The organism is Micromonospora sp. NPDC000089 (assembly GCF_042899365.1).
In the GTDB taxonomy this organism is placed as follows: domain Bacteria; phylum Actinomycetota; class Actinomycetes; order Mycobacteriales; family Micromonosporaceae; genus Micromonospora.
The window spans coordinates 94125-116885 of sequence record NZ_JBIAZT010000009.1 but is presented as its reverse complement, the minus strand read 5'-3'; the positions used below and the strand labels follow the sequence as shown (position 1 = coordinate 116885).

The following is a 22761-nucleotide window of genomic DNA, read 5'->3' as shown; positions in this document are numbered from 1 at the left end:
GGAGGCTCTTCACACAGACTCCCAGGGGCCGTCCCCCGCCGGGCGGCACCCCTGACGGGGGCGCGACCGGCGGCAGCGGGCGGATGCCCGCTTTCGAGGCAACAGCGTGCGTCACTGCTGTGGCGTTACACACACCTGCGAAGTCGGGCCGCCGCCGTCACACCGTGGCGAGGGTGTGCGGGATCTCGTCGAGCAGCTCCCGGGCGAGGAAACCGATCCGGCCGAACCGCGGCACCAGCCGCTGGCCGCTGACCGCGTGCGCCCAGGCCGCCCAGCAGGCCGCCTGCGCCGGTTCCGCGCCCCGGGAGAGCAGCCCGGCCAGCAATCCGGAGCGCACGTCCCCGCTGCCCGAGGTGCCGAGCCCGGCGTCGCCGCTCTCCTCCCGCCAACCGGTGCCGTCCGGGGTGGCGATGTGGCCGTAGAGGGAGACCACCGCCTCGTACCGGGCGGCCAGCTCGCGGGCCTCCGCGTCCAGGTCGTCGCCGGGGTCGCGGCCCAGCAGGTGCTTCGCCTCGGTCAGGTTCGGGGTGAGCACCGCCCGCCGCCCCGACCCGACCAGCAGGTCCGGCTCGTGGCTGAGCGCCCCGAGCGCGTACGCGTCGAGCACCAGCCCGGTCTCCTTGCCGGCCGCCGCCACCACCAGGCGCAGCAGCGCCCGGGTCTGGTCGATGTCGTTGAGGCCCGGGCCGACCGTCACCACGTCCGCCCGCTCCACCAGGTCGCCGAGTCGGTCACCGGGGTCGCCGGCGACCGCCCCCTCGGCGGTCTCCGGCAGCCCGACGACCAGCGCCTCCGGCACCTGGATGCTGAGCGCGGCGGCGGTGGACTCGGCGGCGGCCAGCTGCAGCACGCCGGCCCCGGCCCGCAGCGCGGCCACCCCGGCCAGCAGCACCGCGCCGGGGGTGAACCGGGAGCCGCCCACCACCAGCACCGTGCCCCGGTGCTCCTTGCCGCCGGTCGGCACCGGCAGCGCCCAGTCGCGCAGCAGGCCGGGTGTGATCACGCTGGTGTCAGACCGGTTCGGCATGGATCTCGTCCTCCCGGGTCGGGCGGGCACCCTGCTGGTGCAGGTGGCGCACGTCGTTGAAGATGTCCGGCACCAGCTGGCCCTCGGCGTCGGCGGACCAGCCGGTCACCGAGCAGTTGGCGATCACGTGCTCGCGGGTCAGCCCCATCAGCTCCTCCTCGGTCAGCCCCTCCACCAGGTAACGAAGCAGGAAGACCAGGGCGTCGTGGCCGAACAGCAGCACCCGTCGCCCCGCGTGGTCGCGGCGCAGGTCGCCCAGCAGCGCGCGGAGCCGCAGCGCCACGTCCGTCCAGGACTCGCCGCCCGGCGGCCGGTAGTAGAACTTGCCGAGCCGCCGACGCCGGTCGGCCTCCGCGGGAAAGTGTGCCTGCACCCCGTGGCCGGTGTACCCGTCGAGGATGCCCAGCTCCCGGTCGCGCAGCCGCTCGTCCCGGCTGGCGGGGACGCCGGTGTCGGCCAGCGCCAACTGCGCGGTGCGCACCGCACGCAGGTACGGCGACACCACCGCCACGTCGGGCCGACGCGCTTCCGGCAGCCCGGCGAGCCAGCGCGCGGTGGCCCGGGCCTGCTCCTCGCCGGTCGCCGACAGCGGCACGTCCGCGTCCCGGTGGGTCAGGTCGATCAGCTCGGCGCCGGACGCCTCGGCCGCCGACGCGGCCACGTTCGCCGTGCTCTCGCCGTGCCGCACGATCCACAGCGCTGCCAGTTCCGCCATGCGCCCCTCCCTACCCGAGGTGCCGTTCGGGTAACCGTGCCGGCCGGGGCGTAGCGCAGGGGACGGCGGGTACGCGTGGTGCTCCGCCGCAAACCGATATCTGGGGAGGTGCGCCGTGGCGACGATGGTCAACGAGAAGGTCAGCCCGGTCAAGGACGAGAACTACGATCTGATCCACGCGATCCAGCTCTCGCTGGAACACATCTATCGGATGGACACCTACATCGCCGACGCGGAGCGCGCCGGCGACAGCGAGCTGGCCACCTGGTTCCGCAAGATCCAGGAAAACAACCGCAAGGCCGGTGAACAGGGCAAGAAGATGCTGATGGAGCGGATGCAGCGGGAGAACGGCTGATCCCGACGCGGCGGCCGGACGGGCGGTGTCCGCTCCGGTCGCCGCGTCCGGCCCGGCTGTCGGATTTCTTCCGGACCGGGTTGGGCCGTCCACCGAGGGGCAGCGCGATTCCCTGACCACCGGCCACAATGGCGCGGTCGAGGGCCGGCTACGGGGGCGGCCCCACTTCAGGTCGGGGGGACGGCCCGTGACGGTCATCCGTGGTCTGCGCGAGGCTCTCGTGCTCTTCGCCGTCGCGGTGCTGCTGCTGGCGGTGGTCGTCGGCGTCTGGGTGGCGGTGAGCGGTGGCGACTTCGTGCACCGGCTGGGGATCGCCTGCATGATCGTCGGTGCGCTGGTGGGCATGACCGGCGACCTCACGCTGAGCCGCATCGAGACGATGCCCGCCCGCTCGGTGTTCGGGCTGGCCCCCGAGCGTGAGGGTGCCGGTGACGGCCGGGTGCTCACCGGGGTGGGCATCTTCCTGTTCGTGGGGCTGCCGCTGATGGCGGTCGGCCTGTTCCTCGTCGGCTGAACCACCTCGGCCGTCCGAGCGGGCGGTGGACCGCCTCGGTGACCGGACCGGCGGCCGTGCCCGGTCGGCCGGCCGATAGCCTGCGCTCGTGGACGGCGAGGGTGACGGTGGGCGGCTGGCGGCGTCGCTCGGGCGCCGGCTGGCCGGGCTGACCTTCGCCGATCTGGGCACCGACGAGGTGACCGCCCGGATCATCGACTCCGTCGTGGCGTGGGCGGCGGAGCAGGGCTGGCGGGTCTATCGCCGGGCGCCCAGCGTGCTGCCGCTGCCGCCGCCGATGACCGACCGGCACTCCGTGCTGGACGTGGCCTGCGCCCGGCCGGACGGCCCGCCGGTCGTGGTCGAGGTCGACCACACCGACCGGCGGCGTACCTGGGAGAAGCTCGCGGCGGAGGCCGCGGCCGGCCGGGTGGCGGTCTGGGTCCGCTGGGGCCCGGGGCGGTTCGCCACACCGCCGGCGCCGATCCACCTGGTGACCTGCGAGGTGAGCCGCCGTGCCGGCCCGCCGGGCGCCGGCCGTCGGCACTCTCGGTCCCCGGCCGCGGACCGGCCGCCGCCCGCGCACTCCGCGCCGGGCACCGGCGACGCCGTCGCGGAACCACTACCGCTGGCCGACCCCGAGCGGCCCTGACCCGGTCCGCCGTCGGCGCTCGGGTCGGTACGCCCGCGGTTCACTGATCGAAGCGGGACGGGTCGCCGGCGCCGCGGCGGACGATCTCCGGCTCGTCCTGCGAGAAGTCGACCACCGTCGTCGGCACGGTCCCGCACTCGCCGGAGTCGAGCACCGCGTCGACCTGGTGGTCGAGCTGTTCCTTGATCTCCCAGCCCTGGGTCATCGGCTCGTCCTCGCCCGGCAGCAGCAGGGTGCTGGACAGCAGCGGCTCGCCCAGCTCCGCCAGCAGGGCCTGGGTCACCGTGTGGTCCGGGATGCGTACCCCGACGGTCTTCTTGCGCGGGTGCAGCAGCCGGCGCGGCACCTCCTTGGTCGCCGGGAGGATGAAGGTGTAGCTGCCGGGCGTCGCCGCCTTCAACGAGCGGAACAGCGCGTTGTTGATCTGCACGAACTGCCCGAGCTGCGCGAAGTCCCGGCACACCAGGGTGAAGTGGTGCCGGTCGTCGAGCTGGCGGATCTGCCGGATCCGGTCGATGCCGTCCCGGTTGCCCATCCGGCAGCCGAGCGCGTAGCAGGAGTCCGTCGGGTAGGCGATCAACGCGTCCGCGCGCAACAGGTCCACCACCCGTGCGATGGTCCGCGGCTGCGGGTTGTCCGGGTGCACGTCGAGGTACGTCGCCATGCAGCGAAGCTTAGAAGCGCCGGTGCCGGGTCGTCGCGTCGGTGCCCCGGGATCGGCCGCTGCCAGTACGGTGTGAGGCGTGGCGACCGCGGCCGAGGAGATCCGGGTGGGGGAGCGGCTGGTCCGGGTCTCCAGCCCCGACAAGCCCTACTTTCCCGAGCGCGGGCTGACCAAGCTGGACGTGGTCCGCTACTTTCTCTCCGTCGGCGACGGCATCCTGCGCGCGCTCAAGGACCGCCCGACGATGCTGGAGCGCTGGCCGCGCGGGGTGTTCGAGGGCGCGAAGATCGGCACCCGGCAGGACAACCGGGGCGACGCGTTCTACCAGAAGCGGCTGCCGGCCGGCGCCCCCGACTGGGTACGCACCGCGCACATCACCTTTCCCAGCGGCCGGACGGCCGACGAGGTGGCGCCGAGCGAGCTTGCCGTGGTGGCCTGGGCGGTGAACCTGGGCACCCTGCGGTTCCACCCCTGGCCGGTCACCGCGGCCGACGTGGAGCGTCCCGACCAGCTGCGGATCGACCTCGACCCGATGCCCGGCGTCGGCTTCGACCAGGTGGTGCCGGTGGCCCACGAGGTGCGCGGGTTCCTCGACGAGCTGGGGCTGGTCGGCTATCCGAAGACCACCGGCGGGCGCGGCCTGCATGTCTACCTCAGCATCGAGCCGCGGTGGAGCTTCGGCGAGTGCCGGCGGGCGGTGCTGGCGCTGGGTCGGGAGATCCAGCGCCGCCGGCCGGACCTGGTCACCACCACCTGGTGGCGGGACCAGCGCGACAAACCGGTCTTCGTGGACTACAACCAGATGGCCCGCGACCACACGGTGACCTCGGCGTACTCGATCCGGCCGACCCCGGCCGCGCTGGTCTCCGCACCGCTGTCCTGGTCCGAGCTGGACGACGTACGCCCGGAGGACTTCGACGTGGTCAGCATGCCGGCCCGCTTCGCCGAGCGGGGCGACCCGCACGCCGGGCTGGACGAGCGGCGGTTCTCGCTGGAGCCGCTGATCGAGCTGGCCGACCGGGAGGGCCTGGAGGCCCCGCCGGAGCGCTGAGCGGTCCTACTCCCACGGGCTGCGCGCCCCGGCGAACTCCTCGAAGACCAGCCAGGTGCGGGTGGACAGCACCCCGGCGATGCTCTGCACCCGGCCCAGCACCACGTCCCGCAGGGTCGCGTTGTCCGGCGCCCGGACCAGCGCCAGCACGTCGTGCTCCCCGCTGAGCAGCGCCACGTGCTCGACGTAGCGCACCCGGGCCAGCTCCGCCGACACCTCCCGCCAGGTGTTCTGCTGGATGGTCAGCGACAGGTAGGCCGACGTGCCCAGCCCGGCCGGCTCGGGCGCCACCCGGGCTCGGAAGCCGGTGATCACCCCGTCCCGCAGCAGCCGCTCCAGCCGGGCGTACGCGTTGGTGCGGGAGACGTGCACCCGCTCGGCGAGCGTCCGCACCGACATTCGGCCGTCCCGGGTCAGCTCGGCGAGGATCCGCCGGTCCACCTCGTCCAGCGGTACGGCCGAACGTCCCGTTCCGTCCGCCGGGCCCGGTGTCGGGCCGGTCTCCTGGCTCACGTCGACCTCCCCGAGATGCCGATCGTCCCGCGTTCCACCGGGATCTTGAGTCAATCATCCAACAGATGGAGCATAGGGCCACCACACGTCCAGGAGGTCCCCGCCGTGACGACCACACCCCAGGCGGTCCGCAGGGCATCCCCGCGCACCCCCCGGCCGGCCACCCCGGCCGACGCCGAGCCCACCGCCGGCCCGCCGTCGAACGGGTCGGCCCCGCTGCTGCCGCAGACCGAGCCGGTCCGCCTGCTCGACCCGGACGGCACCCCGCTGCCGGCCCGCGACGACTACCCCGAGCCGCCGGTCGAGGCGCTGCGCGAGATGTACCGCCGGATGGTCGTCGGGCGGCGCTTCGACGCGCAGTCCACCGCGCTGACCAAGCAGGGTCGGCTGGCCGTCTACCCGTCCTCGCGCGGCCAGGAGGCCTGCCAGGTCGGCGCCGTGCTCGCCGTCCGGGACACCGACTGGGTGTTCCCCACCTACCGGGAGTCGATGGCGCTGACCGCCCGCGGCATCGACCCGGTCGAGGTGCTCACCCTGCTGCGCGGCGACTGGCACTGCGGGTACGACCCCACCGAGGTGCACACCGCTCCCCAGTGCACCCCGCTGGCCACCCAGTGCGTGCACGCCGCCGGCCTGGCCTACGGCGAGGCGTACCAGGGGCGGGACACCGTGGCGCTGGCCTTCATCGGCGACGGCGCGACCAGCGAGGGCGACTTCCACGAGGGGATCAACTTCGCCGCCGTGTTCAAGGCCCCGGTGGTCTACTTCGTGCAGAACAACAAGTACGCGATCAGCGTGCCGCTGTCCCGGCAGACCGCCGCGCCCAGCCTGGCGTACAAGGGCGTCGGCTACGGCGTGCCCAGCGAGCAGGTCGACGGCAACGACCCGGTGGCGGTGCTCGCCGTGCTCACCCGCGCGGTGGCGCACGCCCGCGCCGGCCACGGCCCGTACCTGGTGGAGGCGCACACCTACCGGATGGAGGCGCACACCAACGCCGACGACGCGACCCGCTACCGGGACGCCGACGAGGTGGAGGCGTGGCGGGACCGCGACCCGGTGGCCCGGCTCGAGGCGTACCTGCGGGACCGGGGCGCGCTCGACGACGCCGCCGTGGCCGCGATCGCCGAGGAGGCCGAGGCGTACGCCGCCGACCTGCGCGAGCGGATGCACGACAAGCCGCAGGTCGACCCGCTGAGCCTCTTCGACCACGTGTACGCCGAGCCGACCCCGCAGCTGGTCGAGCAGCGCGAGCAGGTCCGGGCCGAGCTGGCCGCCGCGCAGGAGGGGGACGCCTGATGGCCACCGTGACCATGGCGAAGGCGCTCAACGCCGCGCTCGCCGACGCGCTGCTCGAGGACGAGCGGGTGGTCGTCTTCGGCGAGGACGTCGGCCAGCTCGGCGGCGTCTTCCGGATCACCGACGGGCTGCAGGCCCGGTTCGGCGACAAGCGCTGCTTCGACACCCCGCTGGCCGAGGCCGGCATCGTCGGCTTCGCCGTCGGCCTGGCCATGTCCGGCCTGCGGCCGGTGGTGGAGATGCAGTTCGACGCGTTCGCGTACCCGGCGTTCGAGCAGATCGCCTCGCACGTGGCGAAGCTGCGCAACCGCACCCGCGGCGCGCTCAGCGTGCCGATGGTGATCCGGGTGCCGTACGCCGGCGGCATCGGCGGCGTCGAGCACCACTGCGACTCGTCCGAGGGGTACTACGCGCACACCCCGGGCCTGAAGGTGGTCACCCCGGCGACCGTCGAGGACGCGTACTCGCTGCTGCGCGCGGCGATCGACGACCCGGACCCGGTGGTCTTCCTGGAGCCGAAGAAGCTCTACTTCGCCAGCGGCGAGGCGGAGCTGCCGGCGCGTACCGCGCCGATCGGCACCGCCGTGGTCCGCCGGCCCGGCACCGACGCCACCCTGGTCGCGTACGGCCCGGCGGTGCCGGTCGCGCTGGAGGCCGCCGAGGCCGCCCGCGAGGACGGCTGGGACCTGGAGGTGGTGGACGTGCGCAGCATCGTGCCGTTCGACGACGCCACCGTCACCGCCTCGGTCCGCCGGACCGGCCGGTGCGTGGTGATCTCCGAGGCGCAGGGCTTCGCCGGGGTCGGCGCGGAGATCGCCGCCCGGGTGCAGGAGCGCTGCTTCCACGCGCTGCACGCCCCGGTGCTGCGGGTGTCCGGGCTGGACATCCCGTACCCGGCGCCGATGCTGGAGCACACCCACCTGCCGTCCGTGGACCGGGTGCTGGACACCGTCGCCCGCCTCCAGTGGGACGACCAGCCCGACCCCCGGTGGGTGGCGGCATGAGCAGCACTGCGGCCGGGACCCGGGTGTTCCTGCTGCCGGACCTCGGCGAGGGGTTGAGCGAGGCGGAGATCGTCGAGTGGCGGGTCGCCGTCGGCGACGAGGTCACCGTGGACCAGAGCGTGGTCGAGGTGGAGACCGCCAAGGCGGTCGTCGACGTGCCCTGCCCGTACGCCGGTCGGGTCGTCGCCCTGCACGGCGCGGCCGGTGAGGTCCGCCCGGTCGGCCAGCCGCTGATCACCATCGCGCCGCTCGACGGGGGCGGCGACGAGCCCGCCGGGCACGCCACCTACCGCGAGGAGGAGCGGGCCGGCTCCGGCAACGTCCTCATCGGGTATGGCACCGGCCACGGCGGCCCGGCCCGGCGGCGCCGGCGTCCCCGGCTGGCGCTCGCCCCGGCCGGCGCCGACGCTCCCGCCGGGCCGGCCGACGCCGGGCGCGCCGCGGTGCCGACCAACGCCGCCGACCAAACCGCCGCCGGCGACAGTACGACCGTCACGGCCCCCGCCCCCCGGACGGCGCCGCTGGTCATCTCGCCGATCGTGCGGCGGCTGGCCCGGGAACGCGGGGTGGACCTGTCCGCGCTGCGCGGCACCGGCCCCGGCGGGGTGATCCGCCGGGTGGACGTCGAGTCCGCGTTGGACGTCGCGCCCACGGCGGCCGCGCCCGCGCGGCTGGCGGCCGTGCCGGACCGGCCCGTGGACGCGCACGTCGGGCTGGCCCCGGCCGGCGACCGGGATGTGGTCATCCCGCTCACCGGCATCCGCAAGGCGATCGCCGACAAGCTTTCCCGCAGCCGGCGGGAGATCCCCGAGGTGACCATCTGGGTCGACGTGGACGCCACCGCCCTGCTGGAGACCCGGCGGGCGATCAACGCGGCCACCCCGGACGAGCCGGTGAGCATCCTGGCCCTGTTGGCCCGGGTCTGCCTGAGCGGGCTGCGGCGCTATCCGCAGCTCAACGCCCGGGTGGACACCGAGGGGCAGCGGATCGTCCAGTCCGCCGGGGTGCACCTGGGCATCGCCGCGCAGACCGACCGCGGCCTGGTGGTGCCGGTGCTGCGGGACGCCCAGCGGCTGACCACCCGGGAGCTGGCCGCCGCGCTGGCGGAGACCACCGCCGCGGCCCGGGCCGGCACGCTGCCGCCCGCGCGGCTGACCGGCGGCACGTTCACGCTGAACAACTACGGCGTGTTCGGGGTGGACGGTTCCACCCCGATCATCAACCACCCGGAGGCGGCGCTGCTCGGGGTGGGCCGGATCGTGGACAAGCCGTGGGTGGTGGACGGCCAGCTCGCGGTGCGCAAGGTGACCCAGCTGAGCCTCACCTTCGACCACCGGGTCTGCGACGGTGGCGTGGCCGGCGGGTTCCTGCGCCACGTGGCGGACTGCGTGGAGCAGCCGGCCCTGCTGGTGGCGAACGTCTGACCCGGCACGGAGTCGGCCGCCCGCTGCCGGGTCGGCCGGCTCCGTGTCCCGGACGACCGCTCCGTCCCGAATGGGGGCGGCGTTTCCTCGCGCCCGGGCCGGGAAACCGGCGGCGGAAGCCTTCCGCCGAGAGGAGCGCCCCGTGTCGTTCCAGGTGCTACCCGCCGCCGTGCGTTACCACCGACCGCCGGTGGCCGGCGCGCCGCTGTGGTGCAACGCCCACGACTACGGCCTGACCGGCGACGGGGTGACCAACGACCAGCCGGCGTTGGCGGCCCTGGTGGACCGGCTCGGCGACGGCTACGCCGCGGACGGGCGGGCCCGGGTGATCTGGTGCCCGCCCGGCATCTACTCCATCCGGGACGCCGGCACCGTCTGGCGCAGCGGGGTGTCGCTGATCGGCGCCGGCCCGGCCGCCACCCGGTTCTTGCTCAGCAACGCCGGCAACCGCGCGGATCCCACGCCGCTGGCGTTCTGGACCGCGCTGCAGCACGGCGCCGACCGGGACCGGCACATCGCCGACTGCACCTTCGCCGACTTCGAGATCGACGGCTCCGGGGTGGCGATGGCCGAGTACAGCTACCTGGCCAAGGGGCTCGGGCTGCAGTACGTGGTGCGCGGCGTCTTCCGCAACCTCTACATCCACCACACCGCCGCCTCCGGGCTGGGCTGCGACTTCCTGCAGGACTCGCTGATCGACGGGGTGGTGGTGGTCGGCTGCGGCCGACTGGACAACGGCGAGGACATCGGCGGCGCGGGCATCGGCGTCGGGATCGGTGGCTGGGGGACGGTCGAGCGGCTGACCATCGCCAACTGCACCGCGCTCGGCAACGGCACGAACGGTATCTTCCTGGAGCTGCAGAAGGACTACTGGCCCCCGCCGCGCGGCTACCGGATCGTCGGCTGTCACACCCAGAACAACCGGTTCGGCATCTCGGACTGGGGCGCGGACGGCCTGATCGTCAGCGCCTGCACGATGACCGGGAACCTGGAGGCCGGTTTCGACGTCTCGGCCAACGGCACCGCCGGAGTGGCCGGCCGGGGCGGCCTGCTGACCGACTGCGTGATCGACGGCAACCTGGCCGACGGGGTCAGTATCGGCAACACCCCCGGCCCGTACACGGTGCGCGGCAACCGGATCAGCGGCAACGGCCGGTTCGGCTACCACCAGCACAACCTCGGCCACGGCTATCAGGACCCGTCGATGGACATCGTCATCGAGAGCAATGAGTTCTGGGGCAACGGGCTGGAGGGCATCCGGATCGACCGGCCGATGACCGACGCGGTGGTGCTGCACAACCGGATCCGCAACAACGGCCGGCAGTGCGCCGTCGCCTGCTCCGGCGGCGGGGAGACGGTCCGCTACAGCGAGCGTTCCCTGGTCGACCGGTCGGCGAACTGGTCCCCGGACGGGCACCGGGGGAAGATGCTGCGGGTCGGCCGGCGCACCGCCATGGTGGCCGCCAACACCGCCACCGAGCTCACCCTCGCCCCGGTCCGCCCGGACGGGTTCAGCGCGTGGAGCGGCGACACCCCGCCGCCGGGCGCGGCGTACGAGCTGCCCGGCACCCCGGACTGCCGGGCCGGGATGGCCGTCAACGCCCCCTTCGACTCGGCGACCGTGCGGGGTAACCGGATCTGGGACAACCACCACCAGCGCACCCAGACCCACGCGCTGTGGATCAGCGACCGGGGCAGCTGCGTGTCCTGCCGGGTGGAGGACAACGACTTCGCCGGGAACGCCGAGGCGGACGTCCGACTGGACACTCCGCCCGTCGGCGGCCGTTGGGACCGCAACCACGGCGACGAGGACTGGGACTGACCCGACGTGGGGCAGTGGTCCCACCGCCGCCGATCCGGGACGTCCGATCCTCCTCGGCACCGGGGCAGCACATCACCCGCCAAATGCCCACCGGTTTCCGAGTATTTCCCGCAAAAGTGCGTCGGGGTGCGAGAAGCGCCCTACAGAATGAGGGCCAAGGGGACAGGAAACGGGGGACTGAACATGGATGTGAGGCGGCGATTGACGCTGTTGGCGGTGACCATCGCAGCCACACCGTTGGTCCTCGGCGGCTGCACCGCCGGGCCGAGGACGGCCGGCGGCGCGGCGCAGGGGCAGGCGGCCGCTCCCACGGTCACCGTGACACCCGGTGACCGGGCGAAGGACGTGCCGATCAGCGCCGAGGTCGGCGCGACCGTGGCCGGCGGCCGGATCAGCGCGGTGAAGCTCACCGACGACAAGGGGAAGCAGGTCGCGGGCGAGGCGCGGGAGGACGGCAGCAGCTGGGTGCCGGCGGCCCCGCTGGAGTATGGGCGCCGGTACACCGCGGAGGTGACCGCAACCGGCGATCGGGGCCGCAGCACGGTCGGGCGCACGACGTTCACCACCGCGCCGAAGTCGACCCGGGAGGCGATCACCAGCACCCTCTACTTCGACAAGAACCAGACGTACGGGACGGCCATGCCGGTGACCGTCGCATTCGAGCCGGCCATTCCGAAAGAGGCTCGCGCGGCCGTCCAGCGGCGATTGTTCGTGAAGACCGATCCGCCGCAGCCGGGTGCCTGGTCGTGGCTGGACGACGGCAGTCAGGTCTACTACCGGGCGCCCGACTTCTGGAAGTCGGGCACCAGCATCAGCGTCCGTTCCGCGCTGGCCGGGCTGCCGATCGGCGGCCAGTACGTCGGTGACGATGACCGGCGGTCGGTCTCGAAGATCGGCCGGCAGGTCGCCCTGGACATCGACAACGCGACGAAGCAGATGTCGGTCTTCCAGGACGGCAAGCTGATCAAGAAGATCCCGGTGAGCCTCGGCAAGCCGAGCACGCCGAGCTCCAGCGGCAAGATGGTGATCATGGAGAAGTTCCAGCAGACCCGCTTCGACACCCGGGGCGAGCCGGACGGCGGCTACGTGGTCGACGTCGAGGACGCCCAGCGGCTCACCTGGGGCGGCGAGTTCATCCACGCCGCGCCGTGGTCGGAGGGGGAGCAGGGCTACACCAACACCTCGCATGGCTGCGCCAACGTCTCGTCCACCGCGGCGGACTGGCTGATGGGGATCACCCAGGTCGGCGACCTGGTCACCGTCAAGGGCACCGAGGTGCCGCTGCGGGCCGGCAACGGCTGGACGGCCTGGAACGTCAGCTGGGACGAGTTCGTCAAGGGCAGCGCGCTGCCGGTGCCGCCGGGCCTGAAGCCGGCGCCCACCACCAGCCCGGTGCATCCGGGCGCGGTGGCCGGGGGTTCGTCGCCGGCGCCGGCACCGTCGGCCAGCGGCGGCTGAGACCTCAGGGGAGGAACGACCGGAAACGACCGGTCCGCCGACAGGCGGGCCGGTCGCGACCGTTGCGGTCTCAGCCCAGGTCGACCCGGGCGATTCCCGAGCCGATCAGGCTGCCCAGCCAGAGCCGGTCGCCGTGCTGCCGGACCCCGGTGATCATCCAGTACGCCGCCTCCGGGCCGTGCAGCGTCCGCAGCACCCGCCCGTCCCCGTCGACCAGCGCGACCAGCCCGTACCGCTGCGGCTGCGGGCGGACGGCGTCGGGCAGCAGCGCGACCAGCTGCCGCACCCGCGGGTGCGGCAGCAGCCGTTCCACCGCCGGCAGTCGCGGGCTGGGCAGCGCGATCCAGTACGTCCCGTCGCCGACCGCGCTGAGATTGTCCGGGTACGCGGGCAGCTCGGTTAGCACGGTCGTCCGGCCGGTCGGCAGATCGACCCGCAGCAGCCGGTGGGTGCTGGTCTCGGCCAGCATCAGCGCCGACTCGTCCGGGGTGAGCGCGAGCCCGTTGGGGAAGTACAGCCCGTCGGCGACCACGTCGGTCCGCCCGCTGCCCGGGTGGTACGCCAGCACCCGCCCGTTGGGCCGGTGCTCCAGCAGGTCGTGCTTCCAGTGCGAGAGCGGGAAGCGGTCGGACGAGTCGGTGAAGTAGACGGTGCCGTCCGCGGCCACCGCGGCGTTGTCGGCCAGGTGCACGCCCCCGGCGGTGCCGGTCGTGGGCGCGGTGCCGGTCAGCTCGCGCACCGCGCCGTCCGGGGTGACCCGCAGCAGCCCCCGGTACGCGTCGCAGACCACCAGGCTGCCGTCGCGCCGGTCCAGCTCGACGCCGAGCGGCCGGCCACCGGTCTCGGCGAGCAGCCGCGGCTCGGTGCCGGTCGGCGCGTCCGTCGGCCACCACCAGAGCCGGCCGTCCTCGGTGCCGCTGATCACCCGGCCGTCGGGGTCGACGAGCACGTCCTCCGGGCCGTGCGCCCCGGCTGGCAGGGGCAGCAGTTCGGCGCGGTCCAGCCGCCGGTCGGTGGCCGCCCACACCCCGTCCAGCGGCGGCGGGACGGTGGCCGGCTCCCGGACGGGGCGGATCAACCGGGGCGGGCGTCGGCGGGGTACGACCATCCGCCCATTGTCGCCCGCCGATCGGTACCCCGCCGCCCGGTGTCCGTCGGCTACCCCGGGGTCCACCCGGAGACGGATCCGGGACGTCCCCGGGGGCGACCCTGGGCGTACCCGGGGATCGGCCCTCGGCGGGGTGGAACTGTCGGGGGTGGGGGCTAGGTTCGTAGCCATGGGACAGCGCGATGACCGGTTCGACGTGCAGCTCACGGTGGCCGACGACGTGGTCGAGGTGCGGGCGGTGGGCGAGATCGACGTCGCCACCGTCGGCGCGTTCCGGGCCGCGCTCTGGGCCGCTCCACCGCGTCCGGTGGTCCGGGTCGACCTGTCCGGGGTCGGCCTGCTCTCGGCCGCCGGGGTTCGCGCCCTGGCCGCCGCGCACCTGCGGGTCCGGGCCTTCGGTGGCGTGCTGGTGCTGGTCGACCCGGCCCCGGTGGTCGCCCGGGTGCTGCGGGTGACCGGCCTGCACCGGGTCGTCACGGTGCAGGCCGGCCACTCCGGTGCCGCGCTCCGCCGGGCGGATCTGGTCGCCTGCGCCTGATCCGCCCGGGCCGCGCCGGTCAGCGGACGTCGAGCAGGTCCACCACGAAGACGAGGGTCTCGTTCGGCTTGATCACGCCGCCGGCGCCGCGGGCCCCGTAGCCTAGGTGCGGCGGGATGGTCAGCCGGCGGCGACCGCCGACCTTCATGCCGATCACGCCCTGGTCCCAGCCGGCGATGACCTGGCCGCCGCCGAGCGGGAACTCGAAGCTCTCGCCCCGGTTCCAGGACGCGTCGAACTCCCGGCCGGTGGAGTGCGACACCCCGACGTAGTGCACGCTGGCCAGCTGGCCCGGCCGGGCCTCGGGCCCGTCGCCGACGGTGATGTCCTCGATCACGAGGTCGGCCGGGGGAGCGCCCTCGATCGGGCCGATCTCGGGCTTGCCTGCCTGGGGCATGTTCATCTGCTGATCTCCTGCCGATTCTGGCGCGATCGTCCGGTCGACGTCGATCCTGCCCGATCGCGACCGGCCGATGCCCGGCAGTCCCCACGCCGGGCCGCCCGGAACACACCGAAGGCGCGGCCCTCGGGCCGCGCCCCCGGTCAGCGGAGCCAGGCGAACCGGCGGTCAGCCCCGGTGGATCACCGGCCGGGCCAGCTGGTCGGCGAGCAGCGCGGGCGCCTCGGCGAGGGACGGGCCGTACCAGGTCAGGTGGCGACCGGAGACCAGTGCGCACGGGGTGCCGGGGAACGCCTCCGGGCCGTCCTCGGCGGTGAACAGGTACGGCTCGTCCGGCAGCACCACCAGCTCGGGTGCCCGGGCGCGCAGCTCGTCGAGGCCCGGGCGGGGATACCGTTCGGGGTGGTCGGCGTAGGCGTTGCCCACGCCCAGCCGGCGCAGCACGTCCCCGGCGAAGGTGTCGCCGCCGAGCACCACCCACGGCCGGCGCCACACCGGGATCACGGCCGCCCGCGGCGTGGCCGGCACCGGCGTCGCCCAGGCCTCGCGGGCGGCGGTCAGCCACTCCGGCGCACCGGCGACGCCGAGCGCGGCGAGCAGGTCGGCCAGCTCGGTGAGCGCCTGCGGCACCGTACGGGGGTAGGTGACCCGGACCGGCACCCCGGCGGCGGCCAGCGCGTCGGCGTCCTCGCGGCGGTTCTCCTCCACGTTGAGCAGCACCAGATCGGGCCGCAGGGCGAGCACCCGACCCAGGTCGGGGTACTTGCTGCCGCCGACCCGGGCGACGTCCAGGCCGGCCGGGTGGGTGCACCAGTCGGTGGCGCCGACCAGCACCTCGGGCACGGTGACCGCGACCGCCTCGGTCAGCGACGGCACCAGCGACACGACCCGCATCGGCGTACCCCCTTCTCGGTGGCCGACCGTCCGGTGCGGACGGCCGCCGGCCCATGATCGTCTCTCCGGTGGCCGGTCCCGCCGTCGGGACCGACAATGAGCCGGTGTCCGAACCTCCTACCCTGCCACCCCGCCGGCCGGTCCCCGGGTACGGCGTCACCACCGACGAGGCGTTGCCGCGCTGCCGCGACTTCGCCGACTTCCTGACCCGGCGGCGCAGCGTGCGGGAGTTCAGCGACCGGCCGCTGCCCGACGGGGTGCTGGAGCAGGCGCTGCGCGCGGCGGCCAGCGCGCCCAGCGGGGCCAACCTGCAGCCGTGGCGGTTCGTCGTGGTGACCGACCCGCGGCTCAAGCACCAGCTGCGGGTCGCGGCGGAGGCCGAGGAGCAGGTCTTCTACGACCGGCGGGCGCCCGAGGAGTGGCTGGCCGCGCTGGCCCCGCTCGGCACCGACGCGCGCAAGCCGTTCCTGGAGACGGCGCCCGCGGTGATCGTCGTGTTCGAGGTGCACCGCGGGCCGCGCTCGCCCCGGCCGTACTATGTCAAGGAGTCGGTCGGCATCGCGGTCGGCTTCCTGCTGGCCGCGCTGCACCAGGCCGGGCTGGCCACCCTCACCCACACCCCGAGCCCGATGCGCTTCCTGAACAAGCTGCTGGACCGGCCGGCGGAGGAGCGGGGCAACCTGATCATCCCGGTCGGTTACCCGGCCGACGACGCGACCGTGCCGGCGGTGGACCGCAAGCCGCTGTCCGACGTGGTGGTCTGGCGCTGACGCGTCAGAGGTGACCGGCGGTGGCCGGCGCCGCCTCCCGGGCCACCGCGGCCACCGGCACCCCCTGCTGGGCCGCCCACTCCACCGCGTGCCGCACGTCGGCCACCGGCAGCGGCCGCCGGTCGGTCACCGTCACCGCCGCGTGCACCGCGAAGGCCACGAAGGGGTACGACCGGGCCAGCGCGGCCACCGAGGCGTGCACCTGCCCGGCCGAGGCCACCGCCTCGTCGTCGGTGACCGACGGCAGGACCAGCAGGAACTCGTCCGGGGCGAGGCGTACCGCCCGGTCGACCGGGCGCAGCGGCGCGGTGACCGCGGCGATCACCGCCTGCGCCTCCCGGGCCGCGCTGCGCCGGCCGAACCGCTCCGGCGTCCCGGCCGGCTCGGCGACCCGCACCCCGATCAGGCCGACCGGTAGGGTGCCCGAGGCCGTCACCCCGTCCAGGCCGGTCCACCGGCGCAGTCCCGGCTCGTCGACCAGGGCGGTCGCCGGGTCGGTCGGCTCACCGGGCGGCGGTGCGGCGGCCCGGTGGGCGCGCTCCTCCCGGCCGGCCATCAACCGGATGGCCGCCTCCGTCCGGCTCTCGCCCGGGGTGGCGGGCAGTTCGCGGACCCGGTTCAGCGCCTCGTCCACGTCGTACAACGCCGCCGCGGGGAGCCGGTCGGCGAGCAGCGCGCGCAGCCGCAACGCCTCGTGCAGCGCCTCGTCCCGACGGAAACCCCAGCGACCGTCGAACAGCCGGCCGGCCTCCAGTGTGGCGGCCCGCTCCACCTCGCGCCGGTCCCGCGCGACCAGCCAGCCGCCGAAGCGGGGGGTCAGCGCGATCACGCTCCACTCCCGGGCCAGCTCGTCGCCCTCGTCCAGAGTTACCCCGTACGCCCCGGCGGGCAGCCCGGGCACCGCCTCGCCGACCAGACCGACCACGGTGACCGCGGACCCGACGGCGATCCGCTCGTAGCGCGCCCGCTCCCGGGCGAAGTAGGGCATCCGTTGGAACAGGGCGAACATCACCAGCGGCCCGTCCTCGGCGGTGGCCAACGCCGCCCGCTCGATGGCGTGGGAGACCGTGACCAGGCTCCGCTTGGTCAACAGCTCCGGGGCCCGTCCACTGCGCAGCACCCCGTGAGCCTAGAGACTGCGCCGCGCCGACGCACGCGAGGAGTCCCCGGCCGTACCCATCGGCGCTCATCGTCACCTCCCGGTGACCGGCGGTGCCGTCCCGGCGGTGGGGACCGCCCGGCGCCGAATTCCCCGGCCGGGTTTGAACCATCACCGGCGGGGCCCCGTACCTAAGCGGGAATGGACACGGATCCTCCAGCCGCGCCACCCCGACGCGGCGGACGGTGCGGAAGGAGCATCGTCGGCCATCGACGTGCGACCGGAACGTCGCAGTGGATTCGACGGGCCGTCCGACCCCTCCGTCGGCCCGCCGGTCACCAGTCAGGTACCGGATCGAGAAGGAGAGCAATTCGATGCGCAGGTCCACCCGGGCGCGCCGGTCATCCGGTAACGCGCGCAGCAAGCGACTGCTGGCGGCCGTCGGCGCGCTCGCGGTCTTCGGCGGTATCGCCGCCGTGACCCAGATCTCGTCGGCACACGAGAATCCCACCAGGACTCGGAGCGTCGCCTCGGCCTGTGTCGCGCCCAGCCCCGGCGCCACCTCGCCGAGCGGCCGCAGCAGCACCACGCGGAGCTGGCAGAACGGCCGGTGGGTCCGCAACCACTGGGGTGACGGCCAGATGTCCGCCGCCGAGTGCCAGGCCGTGAAGGCGGGCAACGCCCCGGTCAACACCCAGGGTTCCGCGGTGAACTGCCCGGACGTGGCCGGCAAGCTCCCGCAGGTGCCGGACCAGGCCCGGGCCGAGGTGGACCGGAACCTGCAGCTGCTGCAGAAGCAGATCGACGAGGCCAACCGCCGGCTGGCCGCCGAGGGGCGCAACGGGCAGACGTTCATCAACAACGCCATCCTGCGCCCGTTGGAGGACAAGCGTCGCGCGACGGTGAACCGGATCGCGACCGCGATCGGCCGGGTGGCGCAGCGTCCGCAGGGCCTGGACCAGCTGGCGAAGTGCGCCCTCGCCGCCGACCAGACCAACGCCGGCCAGAACGGCGGCCAGCAGAACGGCGGCCAGAACAACGGCGGCCAGCAGAACGGCGGTCAGCAGAACGGCGGGCAGAACAACGGCGGTCAGCAGAACGGCGGGAACAACGCCGGCGGGAACAACAACGGCAACGCGCTCGGCGTGCTCGCCAAGGACTGCGGCAACAGCAAGTTGCAGCCGCACGACGGCTTCCAGAACGGCAACCGGTGCGTCAGCACCGCGTTCGGCGAGGTGGGTGCGGCGGCCAACAACCCGTCGCTGCTGATCACCGACTTCCCCAACCAGGTGCAGCGCGGCCAGGCGTTCAGCCTCAAGGTCTCCACCCGCAACCTGGTCCGGGACCGGTTCCTCGCCGCCGGTCAGGGCGGCTACTACGTGGAGAGCTCGCTGCTCAACGACCAGGGCCTGGTCCGGGGCCACTTCCACACCGCCTGCCGAATGCTGCAGAGCACCGACGCGGCTCCGGCGAACCCGCAGGACGTGCCGGCGTTCTTCGTGGCGACCGAGGACGGCGGCGGCAGCGGCCAGGCCGACCAGGTGACCATCCAGGTGCCGGGGCTGCAGCAGTCCGGCACCGCGCAGTGCGCCGTCTGGGCCGGTGACGGTTCGCACCGCATCCCGATGATGGAGCGGGCCAACCAGACCCCCGCCTTCGACGCGGTGCGCATCGAGGTCAACTGACCCCGGTCCGTGTTACGGCCGCGGCCGCCCGGGACGACCCGGGCGGCCACGGCCGTTCCCGGTCGCCGGCCGTCTTCCGTGCCGATCACCCCCACCGGGCGTACGGTCACCGGATGTCAGCGCCCCGCTTTCCGGTCCTGCTGGACGGCCCCGACAACCGGGTCGACGATCCGCGGGAGCTGCTGCTGGGCTACCTGGACTGGTACCGCGAGGCGCTCGCCCGCAAGACCGCCGGGCTGTCCGAGGAGCGGCTGCGGACGCCGGTGGGCGGCCCCGGGTGGTCACCGCTCGGTGCAGCACCTGGGCTGGGTGGAACGGCGATGGATCCGGTGGGGCTTCGCCGCAGAGCCGGTCGCGCCCTGCCCGCCTGGTGACGAGGACGCGGAGACCGCGCCGTCGCTGGGCCGGATCCTGTTCCACCTGCTCCAGGAGTACGCCCGCCACGTCGGGCAGCTCGAGGTCGCGCGGCAGCTGATCGACGGGGCGACCGGTGAGTGAACGGCCGGCAACCATTGCCGCCGACGCGCCGTCGGGTGGGAATTGTGGACGGCACGAAAAGCGCCGGGGCCGCCCGCTGATTTCTCAGCGTGACCCCGGCGCGTCGGATCGTGATCCGCCCGGCGTCAGCGGTTCTTCCACGCCTCCACCACGGAGACCGGGATGCGTCCTCGCTCGGAAATCTCGTACCCGTTCTTGCCGGCCCATTCGCGGATGGCCCGGTTCTGCTCGCGGTCCATTCCCGAGACGCCGGGACGGGTCGGCCGACGGGCCGGGCGGGCCGGCTCCACGGCGCCGCGTCCCATTCGGCGGCCAGCGCTGATGTACGGGTCGAGCGTCTTGCGAAGGGTGCCGGCGTTCTCGTCCGACAGGTCGATCGTGTAGGCCACCCCGTCCAGGCTGAACTCGACGGTGCGATCGGCCTTTCCGCCGTCGAGGTCGTCGGTCAGAACGGTGATTACTTTCCTTGCCATCGCCATTGCTCCCTGTGTCGGGCGGGGTGTGGGTACGAGTTTGACCGATGCACGGTCAATTCCGCAACAATATGCGCCGCTTTCATATGGCGGGTCGCCGCATTGCTGGGAAAACCGGGCGGGGCAATGCGGCCGATGGGCGCCGGCGGTGTCCTGGGTCACAGCTTGGAACAAGCCGGCCGCGCCGTGACTTGAGTCAGACACGCTCAACCCAACGTGATAGCAGGTGTTCGATGGCAACTCTTCCGGTACTTCCGCTGACCGACGCCGTCCTGCTGCCCGGCATGGTCATTCCGGTGACTCTCGACCCCACCACCCAGGCGGCGGTGGACGCGGCCCGCGCCACCGGCGACAAGAAGCTGCTCGCCGTGCCCCGCATCGACGGCGAGTACGGCTCGGTCGGCACCGTCGCCACCATCGAGAAGGTCGGCCGGCTGCCCGACGGTGAGCCCGCCGCGGTGGTCCGTGGCCTGTCCCGGGCCCGGATCGGCTCCGGCGTCCCCGGTCCCGGCGCCGCCCTCTGGGTCGAGGCGACCGAGCTCGACGAACCCGCCCCGGCCGGAAAGGCCCGGGAACTCGCCCGCGAGTACCGCGCGCTGACCACCTCGGTGCTGCAGCAGCGCGGCGCGTGGCAGGTCATCGACGCGATGGAGCGGATGACCGACCTGTCCGAGCTGGCCGACTCGGCCGGCTACGCGCCCTGGCTGAGCCTGGCGCAGAAGACCGAACTGCTCGCCGCGCCGGACGTCACCGCCCGGCTGGAGCTGCTGGTCGGCTGGGTGAAGGAGCACCTGGCCGAGCAGGAGGTCACCGAGCGGATCACCACCGACGTCCGGGAGGGGCTGGAGAAGTCCCAGCGCGAGTTCCTGCTCCGCCAGCAGCTCGCCGCGATCCGCAAGGAGCTCGGCGAGGACGAACCGGACGGCTCCGCCGACTACCGCGGCCGGGTGGAGAGCGCCGACCTGCCGGAGAAGGTCCGCGAGGCGGCGCTGCGCGAGGTCGGCAAGCTGGAGCGGGCGAGCGACGCCTCCCCGGAGGTGGGCTGGATCCGTACCTGGCTGGACACCGTGCTGGAGATGCCGTGGAACACGCGTACCGAGGACAACACCGACCTCGGCGCGGCCCGCGCGGTGCTCGACGCCGACCACGCCGGCCTGGCCGACGTGAAGGACCGGATCCTGGAGTACCTGGCGGTGCGCAACCGGCGGGCCGAGCGCAACCTCGGCGTGGTCGGCGGCCGCGGCTCCGGCGCCGTGCTCGCCCTGGCCGGTCCGCCCGGAGTCGGCAAGACCAGCCTCGGCGAGTCCGTGGCCCGGGCGCTCGGGCGCACCTTCGTCCGGGTCTCCCTCGGCGGCGTCCGCGACGAGGCGGAGATCCGCGGGCACCGGCGCACGTACGTCGGCGCCCAGCCCGGCCGGATCGTCCGCGCGCTGCGCGAGGCGGGCTCGATGAACCCGGTCGTGCTGCTGGACGAGGTGGACAAGCTGGCCGCCGGTTACGCCGGGGACCCGGCCGCCGCCCTGCTGGAGGTGCTCGACCCGGCGCAGAACCACACCTTCCGCGACCACTACCTGGAGGTCGACCTCGACCTGTCCGACGTGCTCTTCCTGGCCACCGCCAACGTGGTCGAGTCGATCCCCGGTCCGCTGCTGGACCGGATGGAGCTGGTCACCCTGGACGGCTACACCGAGGACGAGAAGGTAGCCATCGCCCGGGACCACCTGCTGCCCCGGCAGCTCGAGCGGGCCGGGCTGACCGCCGACGAGGTGACCGTCGCCGACGAGGCGCTGGCCCGGATCGCGGGGGAGTACACCCGGGAGGCCGGCGTACGGCAGCTGGAGCGGGCGCTGGCGAAGATCCTGCGCAAGGTCGCGGTCGCGCTGGCGACCGACCCCGCGCCGGTCCGGGTGGACACCGGCAACCTGACCCGCTACCTTGGCCGGCCGAAGTTCACCCCGGAGTCGGCGGAGCGGACGGCGGTGCCCGGGGTGGCCACCGGCCTGGCGGTCACCGGCGCCGGCGGTGACGTGCTCTTCATCGAGGCCACCGGCATGGAGGGCGAGCCGGGGCTGACCCTGACCGGGCAGCTCGGCGACGTGATGAAGGAGTCCGCGCACATCGCGCTGTCGTACCTGCGCTCCAACGGGCGGCGGCTCGGCATCGATCCGAACGCGCTGGCCGGGCGGCGGATCCACGTGCACTTCCCGGCGGGCGCGGTGCCCAAGGACGGGCCGAGCGCCGGCATCACCATGGTGACCGCGCTGGCCTCCCTGGTGACCGGTCGGCCGGTCCGGCCGGAGTTCGGGATGACCGGCGAGGTGACCCTCTCCGGTCGGGTGCTGCCCATCGGCGGGGTGAAGCAGAAGCTGCTCGCCGCGCACCGGGCCGGCCTGACCGAGGTGATCATCCCGGCCCGCAACGAGCCGGACCTGGACGACCTGCCCACCGAGGTCAGGGAGGCGTTGACCATCCACACCCTGGCCGACGTCGCCGACGTGCTCGCCCTGGCGCTGCGCCCGGCCGAGGTCGACGCGGAGACGCTGGGCGGTCAGTCGCTGGCCACCGCCTGAGCGTGGCCCGACCCGGCGTCCGGGCCGGGTCCAGAGGGGGCGGACCGATCGTCGGTCCGCCCCCTCTCGCGTTGTCGCAGAAATGTTTCTCGCAATTAGAGAAGCGCTGGGGAGCATCGCCGAGAAGCGAGCACGGCTCGCTTGGCCGGCACCTGTCAGCAATTGACGAAAATGCCGGCCCGCACGCCTGTACGGCCAACCGTCAGCGCTCTAAGCTGCCCTTATTCGGAGACGCCGATATATTAGGCGTGG

The 22761-nt window shown here is 73.9% G+C and carries 23 protein-coding genes and 1 pseudogene; 15 read left to right on the top strand and 9 right to left on the bottom strand.

Features of this window, described 5'->3' with window-relative positions; all coding sequences use genetic code 11:
* Window positions 1-157: 157 nt before the first annotated feature.
* Together ACFY3U_RS18230 and ACFY3U_RS18225 are read right to left on the bottom strand one after the other, a co-directional pair.
* Window positions 158-1027, bottom strand: coding sequence for an NAD(P)H-hydrate dehydratase (locus ACFY3U_RS18230; protein WP_387202603.1), 870 nt, complete (start codon window positions 1025-1027; stop codon window positions 158-160).
* The gene (locus ACFY3U_RS18225) at window positions 1011-1742 is read right to left on the bottom strand and encodes a histidine phosphatase family protein (protein ID WP_387202601.1); all 732 of its coding nucleotides are present in this window, start codon (window positions 1740-1742) and stop codon (window positions 1011-1013) included. Before ACFY3U_RS18225 ends, ACFY3U_RS18230 begins: the two co-directional genes overlap by 17 nt.
* 124 nt (window positions 1743-1866) lie before the next feature.
* Here ACFY3U_RS18225 and ACFY3U_RS18220 point away from each other — a divergent pair, with 124 nt between their 5' ends.
* The 3 genes from ACFY3U_RS18220 to ACFY3U_RS18210 all read left to right on the top strand — a co-directional run bounded on the left by ACFY3U_RS18220 (window position 1867) and on the right by ACFY3U_RS18210 (window position 3242).
* Window positions 1867-2097, top strand: coding sequence for a hypothetical protein (locus ACFY3U_RS18220; RefSeq protein WP_387203017.1), 231 nt, complete (start codon window positions 1867-1869; stop codon window positions 2095-2097).
* A gap of 187 nt (window positions 2098-2284) precedes the next feature.
* A complete protein-coding gene (locus ACFY3U_RS18215) occupies window positions 2285-2611 on the top strand; it encodes a hypothetical protein (RefSeq protein WP_387202598.1) in 327 nt (108 codons plus the stop codon).
* 88 nt (window positions 2612-2699) lie between these two features.
* Complete coding sequence (locus ACFY3U_RS18210; RefSeq protein WP_387202595.1) at window positions 2700-3242, top strand: hypothetical protein; 543 nt, start codon at window positions 2700-2702, stop codon at window positions 3240-3242.
* Window positions 3243-3282: 40 nt separating this feature from the next.
* On the opposite strand, the gene ACFY3U_RS18205 is transcribed toward ACFY3U_RS18210, so the two are convergent.
* Complete coding sequence (locus ACFY3U_RS18205; protein WP_387202592.1) at window positions 3283-3906, bottom strand: L-threonylcarbamoyladenylate synthase; 624 nt, start codon at window positions 3904-3906, stop codon at window positions 3283-3285.
* A 79-nt stretch (window positions 3907-3985) separates the two neighbouring features.
* Here ACFY3U_RS18205 and ACFY3U_RS18200 point away from each other — a divergent pair, with 79 nt between their 5' ends.
* A complete protein-coding gene (locus ACFY3U_RS18200; RefSeq protein ID WP_387202589.1) occupies window positions 3986-4957 on the top strand; it encodes a DNA polymerase domain-containing protein in 972 nt (323 codons plus the stop codon).
* Window positions 4958-4969: 12 nt separating this feature from the next.
* On the opposite strand, the pseudogene ACFY3U_RS18195 reads toward ACFY3U_RS18200, so the two are convergent.
* A pseudogene (locus tag ACFY3U_RS18195) lies at window positions 4970-5470 on the bottom strand (Lrp/AsnC family transcriptional regulator); the annotation flags it as partial.
* Window positions 5471-5542: 72 nt separating this feature from the next.
* Between ACFY3U_RS18195 and pdhA the strand changes: the two are divergent.
* From pdhA to ACFY3U_RS18170, 5 genes are all read left to right on the top strand, one after another.
* On the top strand, window positions 5543-6766 hold the full coding sequence (pdhA, locus tag ACFY3U_RS18190; RefSeq protein WP_387203015.1) for a pyruvate dehydrogenase (acetyl-transferring) E1 component subunit alpha: 1224 nt from the start codon (window positions 5543-5545) through the stop codon (window positions 6764-6766).
* Window positions 6766-7770: an alpha-ketoacid dehydrogenase subunit beta gene (locus ACFY3U_RS18185; protein ID WP_387202586.1), complete on the top strand. Its 1005-nt coding sequence runs from the start codon at window positions 6766-6768 to the stop codon at window positions 7768-7770. The genes pdhA and ACFY3U_RS18185 overlap by 1 nt, the downstream gene beginning before the upstream one ends.
* Window positions 7755-9194 carry a dihydrolipoamide acetyltransferase family protein gene (locus tag ACFY3U_RS18180; protein ID WP_387202583.1) on the top strand — a complete coding sequence of 480 codons (1440 nt, stop codon included), beginning with the start codon at window positions 7755-7757 and terminating at the stop codon, window positions 9192-9194. The genes ACFY3U_RS18185 and ACFY3U_RS18180 overlap by 16 nt, the downstream gene beginning before the upstream one ends.
* Before the next feature lie 142 nt (window positions 9195-9336).
* Window positions 9337-11016, top strand: coding sequence for a right-handed parallel beta-helix repeat-containing protein (locus tag ACFY3U_RS18175; RefSeq protein WP_387202580.1), 1680 nt, complete (start codon window positions 9337-9339; stop codon window positions 11014-11016).
* A 183-nt stretch (window positions 11017-11199) separates the two neighbouring features.
* Window positions 11200-12474, top strand: a complete 1275-nt coding sequence (locus ACFY3U_RS18170) for an Ig-like domain-containing protein (RefSeq protein WP_387202577.1) — start codon at window positions 11200-11202, stop codon at window positions 12472-12474.
* A 70-nt stretch (window positions 12475-12544) separates the two neighbouring features.
* Here the strand turns inward: ACFY3U_RS18170 and ACFY3U_RS18165 are convergent, their stop codons facing one another.
* The gene (locus tag ACFY3U_RS18165; RefSeq protein WP_387202574.1) at window positions 12545-13582 is read right to left on the bottom strand and encodes an SMP-30/gluconolactonase/LRE family protein; all 1038 of its coding nucleotides are present in this window, start codon (window positions 13580-13582) and stop codon (window positions 12545-12547) included.
* A 169-nt stretch (window positions 13583-13751) separates the two neighbouring features.
* Here ACFY3U_RS18165 and ACFY3U_RS18160 point away from each other — a divergent pair, with 169 nt between their 5' ends.
* Entirely contained in the window at window positions 13752-14120 is a 369-nt protein-coding gene (locus ACFY3U_RS18160; RefSeq protein WP_387202571.1) for an STAS domain-containing protein, read from the top strand.
* 19 nt (window positions 14121-14139) lie between these two features.
* On the opposite strand, the gene ACFY3U_RS18155 is transcribed toward ACFY3U_RS18160, so the two are convergent.
* Together ACFY3U_RS18155 and ACFY3U_RS18150 are read right to left on the bottom strand one after the other, a co-directional pair.
* Window positions 14140-14517, bottom strand: a complete 378-nt coding sequence (locus tag ACFY3U_RS18155; RefSeq protein WP_387203012.1) for an FKBP-type peptidyl-prolyl cis-trans isomerase — start codon at window positions 14515-14517, stop codon at window positions 14140-14142.
* A gap of 171 nt (window positions 14518-14688) precedes the next feature.
* The gene (locus tag ACFY3U_RS18150; protein ID WP_387202568.1) at window positions 14689-15414 is read right to left on the bottom strand and encodes a helical backbone metal receptor; all 726 of its coding nucleotides are present in this window, start codon (window positions 15412-15414) and stop codon (window positions 14689-14691) included.
* Window positions 15415-15482: 68 nt separating this feature from the next.
* Here ACFY3U_RS18150 and ACFY3U_RS18145 point away from each other — a divergent pair, with 68 nt between their 5' ends.
* Window positions 15483-16184 (top strand): nitroreductase family protein, encoded by a 702-nt coding sequence (locus ACFY3U_RS18145; protein WP_387202565.1) that lies wholly within the window; start codon window positions 15483-15485, stop codon window positions 16182-16184.
* A gap of 4 nt (window positions 16185-16188) precedes the next feature.
* Here ACFY3U_RS18145 and ACFY3U_RS18140 read toward each other — a convergent pair whose 3' ends face one another.
* Complete coding sequence (locus ACFY3U_RS18140) at window positions 16189-17304, bottom strand: DICT sensory domain-containing protein (protein ID WP_387202562.1); 1116 nt, start codon at window positions 17302-17304, stop codon at window positions 16189-16191.
* Between the two features lie 353 nt (window positions 17305-17657).
* Between ACFY3U_RS18140 and ACFY3U_RS18135 the strand changes: the two genes are divergently transcribed.
* The 3 genes from ACFY3U_RS18135 (at window position 17658) to ACFY3U_RS18125 (ending at window position 19466) form a co-directional block, all read left to right on the top strand.
* Complete coding sequence (locus ACFY3U_RS18135; RefSeq protein ID WP_387202559.1) at window positions 17658-18968, top strand: hypothetical protein; 1311 nt, start codon at window positions 17658-17660, stop codon at window positions 18966-18968.
* Window positions 18969-19081: 113 nt separating this feature from the next.
* A complete protein-coding gene (locus ACFY3U_RS18130) occupies window positions 19082-19342 on the top strand; it encodes a hypothetical protein (protein WP_387203038.1) in 261 nt (86 codons plus the stop codon).
* Window positions 19260-19466: a DUF664 domain-containing protein gene (locus tag ACFY3U_RS18125; RefSeq protein ID WP_387202556.1), complete on the top strand. Its 207-nt coding sequence runs from the start codon at window positions 19260-19262 to the stop codon at window positions 19464-19466. The genes ACFY3U_RS18130 and ACFY3U_RS18125 overlap by 83 nt, the downstream gene beginning before the upstream one ends.
* A 125-nt stretch (window positions 19467-19591) precedes the next feature.
* Here the strand turns inward: ACFY3U_RS18125 and ACFY3U_RS18120 are convergent, their stop codons facing one another.
* Window positions 19592-19939, bottom strand: coding sequence for an Lsr2 family protein (locus tag ACFY3U_RS18120; RefSeq protein WP_387202554.1), 348 nt, complete (start codon window positions 19937-19939; stop codon window positions 19592-19594).
* A 233-nt stretch (window positions 19940-20172) separates the two neighbouring features.
* Between ACFY3U_RS18120 and lon the strand changes: the two genes are divergently transcribed.
* The gene (gene lon, locus ACFY3U_RS18115; RefSeq protein WP_387202551.1) at window positions 20173-22509 is read left to right on the top strand and encodes an endopeptidase La; all 2337 of its coding nucleotides are present in this window, start codon (window positions 20173-20175) and stop codon (window positions 22507-22509) included.
* Window positions 22510-22761 lie beyond the last annotated feature (252 nt).

Bases quoted from the DNA above. Each gene is read 5' to 3' on its own strand.
- ACFY3U_RS18230 (WP_387202603.1), bottom strand. From the start codon at position 1,027: ATGCCGAACCGGTCTGACACCAGCGTGATCACACCCGGCCTGCTGCGC.
- ACFY3U_RS18225 (WP_387202601.1), bottom strand. From the start codon at position 1,742: ATGGCGGAACTGGCAGCGCTGTGGATCGTGCGGCACGGCGAGAGCACG.
- ACFY3U_RS18220 (WP_387203017.1), top strand. From the start codon at position 1,867: ATGGTCAACGAGAAGGTCAGCCCGGTCAAGGACGAGAACTACGATCTG.
- ACFY3U_RS18205 (WP_387202592.1), bottom strand. From the start codon at position 3,906: ATGGCGACGTACCTCGACGTGCACCCGGACAACCCGCAGCCGCGGACC.
- ACFY3U_RS18185 (WP_387202586.1), top strand. From the start codon at position 6,766: ATGGCCACCGTGACCATGGCGAAGGCGCTCAACGCCGCGCTCGCCGAC.
- ACFY3U_RS18170 (WP_387202577.1), top strand. From the start codon at position 11,200: ATGGATGTGAGGCGGCGATTGACGCTGTTGGCGGTGACCATCGCAGCC.
- ACFY3U_RS18165 (WP_387202574.1), bottom strand. From the start codon at position 13,582: ATGGTCGTACCCCGCCGACGCCCGCCCCGGTTGATCCGCCCCGTCCGG.
- ACFY3U_RS18160 (WP_387202571.1), top strand. From the start codon at position 13,752: ATGGGACAGCGCGATGACCGGTTCGACGTGCAGCTCACGGTGGCCGAC.
- ACFY3U_RS18155 (WP_387203012.1), bottom strand. From the start codon at position 14,517: ATGCCCCAGGCAGGCAAGCCCGAGATCGGCCCGATCGAGGGCGCTCCC.
- ACFY3U_RS18150 (WP_387202568.1), bottom strand. From the start codon at position 15,414: ATGCGGGTCGTGTCGCTGGTGCCGTCGCTGACCGAGGCGGTCGCGGTC.
- ACFY3U_RS18135 (WP_387202559.1), top strand. From the start codon at position 17,658: ATGCGCAGGTCCACCCGGGCGCGCCGGTCATCCGGTAACGCGCGCAGC.
- ACFY3U_RS18130 (WP_387203038.1), top strand. From the start codon at position 19,082: ATGTCAGCGCCCCGCTTTCCGGTCCTGCTGGACGGCCCCGACAACCGG.
- ACFY3U_RS18120 (WP_387202554.1), bottom strand. From the start codon at position 19,939: ATGGCAAGGAAAGTAATCACCGTTCTGACCGACGACCTCGACGGCGGA.
- lon (WP_387202551.1), top strand. From the start codon at position 20,173: ATGGCAACTCTTCCGGTACTTCCGCTGACCGACGCCGTCCTGCTGCCC.